The sequence below is a fragment of the Craterilacuibacter sp. genome, from assembly GCF_051659485.1.
In the GTDB taxonomy this organism is placed as follows: domain Bacteria; phylum Pseudomonadota; class Gammaproteobacteria; order Burkholderiales; family Chromobacteriaceae; genus Craterilacuibacter.
Genome location: NZ_JBOFOO010000408.1, coordinates 1 through 7,756, shown reverse-complemented (window position 1 = coordinate 7,756; position 7,756 = coordinate 1). Strand labels below are relative to the sequence as shown.

General features: G+C 59.7%; 10 protein-coding genes. All 10 read right to left on the bottom strand.

All coding sequences use genetic code 11. The features are described 5' to 3' along the window. A partial coding sequence (locus tag ACRC1E_RS13845) for a GNAT family N-acetyltransferase (RefSeq protein WP_438515673.1) occupies window positions 1–686 on the bottom strand: 686 nt, incomplete at its 3' end. Window position 687: 1 nt separating this feature from the next. After that, window positions 688–1,074 (bottom strand): rhodanese-like domain-containing protein, encoded by a 387-nt coding sequence (locus tag ACRC1E_RS13840; protein WP_438515672.1) that lies wholly within the window; start codon window positions 1,072–1,074, stop codon window positions 688–690. 140 nt (window positions 1,075–1,214) lie between these two features. Beyond that, a complete protein-coding gene (locus ACRC1E_RS13835) occupies window positions 1,215–2,540 on the bottom strand; it encodes a M20/M25/M40 family metallo-hydrolase (RefSeq protein ID WP_438515671.1) in 1,326 nt (441 codons plus the stop codon). 232 nt (window positions 2,541–2,772) lie between these two features. Further along, the gene (locus ACRC1E_RS13830) at window positions 2,773–3,234 is read right to left on the bottom strand and encodes a DUF3592 domain-containing protein (RefSeq protein ID WP_438515670.1); all 462 of its coding nucleotides are present in this window, start codon (window positions 3,232–3,234) and stop codon (window positions 2,773–2,775) included. Between the two features lie 4 nt (window positions 3,235–3,238). Next, entirely contained in the window at window positions 3,239–4,177 is a 939-nt protein-coding gene (gene ylqF, locus ACRC1E_RS13825; protein WP_438515669.1) for a ribosome biogenesis GTPase YlqF, read from the bottom strand. Between the two features lie 3 nt (window positions 4,178–4,180). Further along, a complete protein-coding gene (locus ACRC1E_RS13820) occupies window positions 4,181–4,393 on the bottom strand; it encodes a DUF3820 family protein (protein WP_438515668.1) in 213 nt (70 codons plus the stop codon). Between the two features lie 118 nt (window positions 4,394–4,511). Continuing rightward, entirely contained in the window at window positions 4,512–4,853 is a 342-nt protein-coding gene (locus ACRC1E_RS13815; RefSeq protein WP_438515667.1) for a DUF4870 family protein, read from the bottom strand. A 25-nt stretch (window positions 4,854–4,878) separates the two neighbouring features. Then, window positions 4,879–5,460 carry a hypothetical protein gene (locus ACRC1E_RS13810; RefSeq protein WP_438515666.1) on the bottom strand — a complete coding sequence of 194 codons (582 nt, stop codon included), beginning with the start codon at window positions 5,458–5,460 and terminating at the stop codon, window positions 4,879–4,881. Between the two features lie 317 nt (window positions 5,461–5,777). Then, window positions 5,778–7,397 (bottom strand): electron transfer flavoprotein-ubiquinone oxidoreductase, encoded by a 1,620-nt coding sequence (locus ACRC1E_RS13805; RefSeq protein WP_438515674.1) that lies wholly within the window; start codon window positions 7,395–7,397, stop codon window positions 5,778–5,780. A gap of 104 nt (window positions 7,398–7,501) precedes the next feature. Then, window positions 7,502–7,756: CoA transferase (locus tag ACRC1E_RS13800; RefSeq protein ID WP_438515665.1), on the bottom strand; the 255-nt coding region annotated here is incomplete at its 5' end.

The window sequence follows — 7,756 nt, the reverse complement described above, 5'->3', positions numbered from 1 at the left end:
GCCGCCAGTGCCCGCCGCTGGCTGCCCTGCGCATCGAAATTCTCCGGCAGCAAGTAGTCGTTGAATGCCTGCTGCACCGCCGGCCACTCGCCATCCAGCAGCGAAAACCATGCCGTATCGCGGTTGCGCCCGTCCGGCCGGACCCGCGCCTGACGGAAAGTACCCTCGTAGCTGAAGCCCAGACGCAAGGCGGCCGCACGCGATGGCGCATTCAGCGCGTCACACTTCCATTCACAGCGGCGATAGCCCAGCGCAAAAGCGTGCTGCAGCAGCAAGAACAGCGCTTCGCTCGCCACGCGACTGCGCTGCAGGTGCGGTGAAAAATGTATCCAGCCCATTTCGATCACGCCATTGAGCGCATCGATGCGCAGATAGCTGGCGATGCCCTGCGCCTGGCCACTGTCGTCGACAATGGCAAAAAACAGCGGATCCGTACTGTTTTCATCCCTGCGCATTTTGACCATGAAATCCGCGAGGCTGCCAGGCCTGCCGCCAAGATAAGTCCAGCCCGCCGCATCGCCGGCCAGCGCCGCATACAGTGCCTCGCCATGGCGGGCGGCATCCAGCGCCTCAAGCCGGCAATAACGCCCGTTAAGCGTGATTTTTTGCGGCAAGGTTGCACCCTGCCAGCCGGGCACCGGCAAGCCCAGCGGCTGCCCCTGCGCATTAAGCTCGAAACTGTCCATCTCAGCCTCCACAGCCGCAATCGATATCTTGCCCTGCCGTCGCGGTGGTCGCGTAGCCGTCGCGCTTCCACCAGTCGATGCCGCCCAATAACTCCTTGACCCTGAAACCCAGTCGCGACAAGGCCAGCGCGGTTTTGGTCGAGGCATTGCAGCCGATGCCGTCACAAAAGCTGACCAGCAGCACATCGCGCGGCAGATCGCGCGTGCTGTCGCGATTGATGCTGCGGTGTGGCAGGCTGATGGCCCCCGGCAGCGTCTCGGCAGCAAATGCCGCCGGCGAGCGCCCGTCTACCAGCAATAGCGCCTCGCCATTTTGCAACTGGGTGAACACATCGTAGCTGTCGGTCTCGAACTCGATTTTTGCCGCATAAAAGTCGCTTTGCTGCATGCTGTCGCTCCCAGTTTTTCGTTGCAAATAATGCCAAAGCATTAAATCAGGAAAACCAACCACCAGCCATGCTTTCGATGAGGCAGTACGTAAAAAGGGCGCCACGCGGGCGCCCTGTGCGACAGATGCCTAAGCCGGCCTTACTTGGCCTGCAGTCCCTTGGCCGCAACTTCATCCAGCAACAAAATCATGCTGACGGTGCGCGGGGCAAAGGTTTTCAGGTCTACCGTTTCCTTGTCCAGATCGTGCTCGTAGTCGGTTTCCACGCCCAAGCCGTCTATGGTCGGAATATGCTTGGCGGTGAAATTACCGATGGTCACGCCACCACCCGACCACTCCACCACGTCGGCCGCGTATTGCTGCTTGACGATCTTCTTGTAGGATTCAACCAGACGCGCAGCCGCCGGGGTTTTTTCCATCGCCGGCAGGAAGCCGAATGGCCCCTTCACTTCGACCTTGGTGCCACCTACGGCAGGGGTGGCGGCAATCTTGGCGATGGCAGCCTGAATCTTCTTCAGGTCTTCGGCCTTGTAGCCACGCACATCCAGCTTGGCGCTGGCGGCGGCCGGCACGCTATTGCGCTTGGTATTCGGGGTTTCGATCACACCGACGTTAATGGTCAGCTCGGGAATAAACTGGCCATGGTCGGAAAGGCCGCGTTTGACCAGAGCTTGAGGCGTGAACTGGGACGGATCTTTCGGCAGCGGGCTGGCCAGCTTCATGATGCGGGTGATCTGGTTAGCCAGCTCGACCGTGGCGCTGGCCGACGACTGCGGCGAGTTGCCGGCGTGGCCGGTCGTGCCCTTGACGCTGATATCGAAGTTGGCAGCCCACTTGCGCTGCGTGGTCAGGCCCCAGCCCGGACGGGCAGTATCGACCGACAGCGTCAGGTCGGCCTGCTTGGCCAGCTCGTCAAGGATCTGCTCTTCCAGATCGGAGCCGACTTCTTCTTCGGCATCAAAGTAGAAAATCATCTCGCCGTAGTTCTTGTACCCCAGCTTTTCCATTGCCTGAGCGAAATGCAGCAGCTGGGCGACCGAAGCCTTGCTGTCGCCTGCGCCCGGGCCTTGCGACAGGCCGGTCTTGGCGTCATAGCTGTACGGTTTCTTGACCAGGCTACCCTTGGGCTGCACGGTATCGGTATGGCCCAGAATCAGCACACGCTGCTGGCCTTCACCTTTTTTGCGCAGGATGACATGGGTGCCGGCGTCGTTCTCGCGGTACTCGGCCTTGTAACCCAGCGGCTCGAAGCGGGCCTTGAGCCAATCGGCCATCTGGCGACTACCTGCCTTGTCGCCGGTGGGCGATTCGATCTCGGTAATGGCCTTGTGATCCTGCAGATAAGCCGGGACCTGTGCATCAACGACCGACTTGACCTTGGCAGGGTCCAGCGGGGCGGCAAAGGCAGACATCGAGAAAGCAGCGAGACAGGCAGCGGTAAGCGGGGCAATACGGCGAAACGACATGAAGCACTCCATCCAGCCATTTAGGGAGCACTTACTTTACGCTTCGCGTCCGCAAGCCTCAAACATTAATAGATAATTTATTATTAAAATTGATGTTGTATTGATAAAAATCAACTATAAAATGACATAAGCAGCGAAATGGCACCCCATCGTCCAGACTGCGGCCAAGCCGCACGCAAAACGGGCGTAAAAAAGCGGTGTCCCCTGGACACCGCTTTGCAAAACCATCGCTTCAGATCAGGCCCAGTAACAGCCCCGCGCCCGCGGCGACAAACAGCAAAGTCAGCGCCAGCCCTATCCATACCGTCCAGTGCCGTCCGGCCTCAAGGCAGGCTTGCGCCGGATGGGCCGGATTGACATACACCTTCACCTTGCTGCCCACCGGATATTTGGCGACTCTGGCCTCGGCGCTGGACACACTTGACTGGTAGCCGGCATCGGGGAAAGACACGGTAGCGCCGGTGTAGTCCACACCGTTGTAACGGTAGCGATAAGTCAGCAGCGCCTTGTACTCTTCGCGGGCGCTAGCATCGCCGCCACCACGGCGCAGGCGGCTATCGATCCGGCTTCCGGTGATTTCACCGATGGCCGTCGGCCAGGCTTCGGCCGCGCGCCCGGTTTCACCCAGACGCCACAAATAGACAAAGGCCGACAAGCCGACCGCGATCAGCACATAGGGCAGCAGCTTGTCCATGCGCTCAGTTACGCTTGCCGTTGGCGCGCTTGGCGTATTCCTGCTCGCGCGCCTGCTTGGCGGCGGCACGCTCGGCGATCAGTTCCTTGGCGCGCTTCTTCCATACCGCCCATTCGTCCGGACGCTCCAGCGTCAAGCGGCCGATCAAGCCGTCGCGGAACTCGGTCAGTACGATTTCGGAGGTTTTCTGGATATTGATGCGGCCGCCACCCAGTACCGCGCCACGCTTCTTGCCTATCATTTCCAGCACCTGCCAGTCTTGCAGGCCGCTGATGTCGTCCAGCTTGTAACGCGCCGCCAGTTCAGCCGCATAGTGCTGCAGCAGATATTTGAGCAATTCGAGCACGACTTCTTCTTCGTCCATCGCATTACGGCCGACCGCGCCGCTGGCCGCCAGATTGTAGCCGCCCTCTTCCACCTCGATCTTGGGCCACAGCATGCCAGGGGTATCGAATAGCTCGAAGTCGTCGGCCAGCATGATGCGCTGCTCGCCCTTGGTCACGCCCGGCATATTGCCAGTCTTGGCAATCTTGCGGCCGGTCATGGTATTGATCAGCGTGGATTTGCCGACGTTGGGAATGCCGCAGATCATCACGCGCAAAGGCTTATCCAGACCGCCACGGTTGGGTACCAGTTCACGGCAGGCATTGATCAGCCGCTGGGTCGGCGCACGCTCGCCGGCATCCAGACCGATAGCCTGGGTGCCGGGTTGCTTGCGATACCAGCTTAGCCACTGCTGGGTCACTACCGGATCAGCCAGATCCTGCTTGTTGAGAATCTTGAGCGTAGGTTTGCGGCGCGCCATTTGCGCGATCATCGGATTGACACTGGAGGCCGGCAGACGGGCATCCAGCATCTCGATGACGACATCGATACCGCGCAGACGCTCGGCCACATCCTTCTTGGCCTTGTTCATATGGCCGGGGAACCATTGGATCGCCATTATTTACTGCTTTCTTAAAGGGTTGACCAGATGGATCAAGCCGTTGTGTTTGAGTTCCAGCGTCAGCGCCAGCAGGCGGCCGGTTTCTCCCGGCGGAAAGCCCTTGCGCGCGAACCACACCAGATAAGCCTGCGGCAAATCGGCAATCAGCATTCCCTTGTACTTACCGAAGGGCATGTGGCGTGTGGCGATCAGGGTTAGAAGCTCGGGATCCATGACCAGTCTGACGGGAAAAGGAGGGCATTGTGCCCATCGCGGGATGGCCTGTCACGCGACAGGCGATAAATTCAATAAAAAACATGGCAAAACAAGGCAATAGCCGGTTTTACCCGGCTTAAAGCGGCATTGCCTTGCCGTCGTTCAGTGCCAGAAATCCGCGGATGATGCGATAGACAAACCAGAGCCAGGCCACGCCCAGAATAACGAAGCCGACCAGTATCCACGCCAGCAGGCCACCGACGACAGACCACAGCAGCATCCACCAGAAAGTACGGATCTGCCAGCGGAAGTGGCTTTCAAACAGGGTGCCGCGCACATCCGGCAGTTTGAGGTAGTTGATGACGAGCCCGACCAGCGCCGGCAGGCCGGTAAACAGGCTGATCGCCTGAATCGCATACACCAGCAGCGCCAGATTGTTTAGCCGGCGATCGCCGGTGCCTATTACTTCATAATCCATCCTGCAGCTCCTTTATATTGTCCGGTTACAAACCCAGCCGCGTCAGCCACGCGCTGGCACGCAAACGCAAATGAACCCGCAGCGCACGGGTACGGCTGATGGCGCAGTCGCCATCCATCATATTTTGAAATGCCGTCTCGCCCCAAGCCTGAATCAAGTCCGCAGCGACGCCCGACTCGGGCGTCAGCAACAAGGCTTCGGCCTTGGGAGCGGCCAAACCCAAGCCCCCGGCCAGCGCCGCCAGACGCCGGTTGGCACTGGCCAGCAGCGGCAGGGCCGACTCGGGCAAGGCGATATGCGTCAAGCCCAGCAGCAAGATGCGGGCGGCCAGCCAGTCGGCACTATCGCTCAGGCGCGGAACAGCCGGCTGCGCTTCGCAATAGCGGCGCGCAGCCAGCAAGATGGCCAGCTGGCGGATTTCGGGAATCAAAGACTCGATCAGGCCGGCATCCCCCGCCTCCAGCAGCGCCAAAGGCGCGAGAGAGACCGGCTTGCCGCAAGACAAGGCCTCGGCGTCCGCCAGCAGATAGACAGGCCACAGCACGGCAGTGCGCGCTAGCGGCAAGGCGGTCTGGGGGGTAGCGATAATGTCTTTACTGTCTGCCATACGGAGCTGCTCCAGGGTGCCGCAGTCTGGAGCCTGATGTGCCTGAGTACTAAATGCACAAATGCCGCCTGACTGCGGCGGCATTCGTTCGGGATTCTTTGCGAATTCAGTTCACGCAAACCCACCGGCGCCGCCACCCAAGGTGCGGTACCAATAATAAGCGTGAGCGAATGCGTTTGGCGTGTTCATGGCAATCATCCTGACAAGATGAACCGGGATTGTCAAGGCGGCACAGGCAAGCCCCCAGCAAAAAACCACACTCCCCTAGTTCGCCACATGAAAAACCCGGCGCGGGGCCGGGTTGCAGGATACGCGACTTACATATTCGGGTAGTTGGGCCCGCCGCCGCCTTCAGGCGTAGTCCAGTTGATGTTCTGGGTCGGGTCCTTGATATCGCAGGTCTTGCAGTGCACGCAGTTCTGCGCATTGATCTGCAAACGCGGCTGGCCTTCTTCCTGCCCCATGATTTCATACACGCCGGCCGGGCAATAACGCTGCTCGGGCGCATCGTACTTGGCCAGATTGATCTGAATCGGCACATCGGCGTTTTTCAGTTTCAAATGCGGCGGCTGGTCTTCGCTATGGTTGGTGTTGGAAATAAACACCGAACTTAAGCGGTCGAAGGTCAGCTTGCCGTCCGGCTTGGGATAGACGATAGGGGCAAACTCGTCGGCCGGGCGCAGGCACTCGTGATCCTTGTGCTTGTGGCGCAGCGTCCACGGCGCTTTGCCGGCGAAAATATAGGTATCGATGGCCGAGTACAGCATCGCCCCCCACATCCCCCAGCGGAACGACGGGCGGATATTGCGTGCGCGGTACAACTCGTCCTTCAGCCAGCTCTTTTCGAAACGTGCCGGATAGGCCAGCGCCTCGTTGCCGCCCTCACCCGAGGTCAGCAACTCGAACACCGAATCGGCCGCCAACAGGCCCGACTTCATCGCGGTATGCGTGCCCTTGATCTTGGGCATGTTCAAAAAGCCCGCCGTGTCGCCAACCAGTACACCACCGGGGAAGGTCAGCTTGGGCAGGCTTTGCAGACCGCCTTCGACCAGCGCGCGGGCACCATAAGAGATACGCCGTGCGCCCTTGAAATAATGGCTGATGGCCGGGTGGGTCTTGAAGCGCTGGAACTCTTCAAACGGCGACAGATAGGGATTCTTGTAATCCAGACCGACCACATAACCGACCACCACCTGATTGCCTTCGAGGTGATAAAGGAAAGAGCCGCCATAAGTGGCCGAATCCAGCGGCCAGCCCACGGTATGCACGATCTTGCCTTCTTCATGCTGGGCCGGCGGGACTTCCCACAGCTCCTTGATACCGATGCCGTAGGTCTGGGGATCGGCATCACGCTGCAGGTCGAAGCGCTGGAACAGGGTCTTGGTCAGCGAACCGCGGCAGCCTTCGGCGAAGATGGTCTGCTTGGCCCACAGCTCCATTCCCGGCTGCCAGGCATCGGTTTTCTCGCCGTCTTTAGCGATGCCCATGTCGCCGGTGGCGACCCCCTTGACCGAACCATCGGCGTGATACAGCACTTCGGCGGCGGCAAAGCCCGGGTAGATTTCCACACCCAATTCTTCAGCCTGCTGCCCCAGCCAGCGGCAGAAATTACCCAGGCTGACAATATAGTTGCCTTCGTTGTGCATCTGCGGAGGCGTTGGCAGCTGCACCGATTCGGTTTCAGTCAACAGCAGGAACGCGTCTTTTTTCGCCGGCGTATTCAGCGGCGCACCCTTTTCTTTCCAGTCCGGAATCAGTTCTTCCAGTGCGCGCGGCTCGATCACGGCGCCGGACAAGATATGCGCGCCGATTTCCGAGCCTTTTTCCAGCAGGCAGACGCTGAGTTCCTGCCCGGTTTTTGCTGCCAGTTGCTTGAGACGGATCGCGGTGGTCAGCCCGGAAGGGCCTCCACCGACGACCACGACATCGTATTCCATATATTCGCGTTCCACCGCTTCTCCTTATGCCTTACGCCAGGCTTTCTCCATGTTGCATGCAATAATGCTATTTTTAATGCATTGCGTCAAAAACGAACGACCGTTTAAACCACACTTTGTTCGCGCAAGGCGGCAATTTGCTGCGGCGTATAACCCAGTTCACCCAGGATGGTGGCAGAATGCTCGCCCAGTTTGGGCGGTGCCAATGTGTATTCGAGCGGTGTGCCGGACAGGCGGATAGGGCATGCGACTTGCGGCACCTGCTGCCCGGCACTGTCCTGCAGTTGCAGCGCCATCTGGCGATGGCGGATCTGCGGGTCGGCAAAGGCTTCGTCTACGGTATTGATCGGGCCGCACGG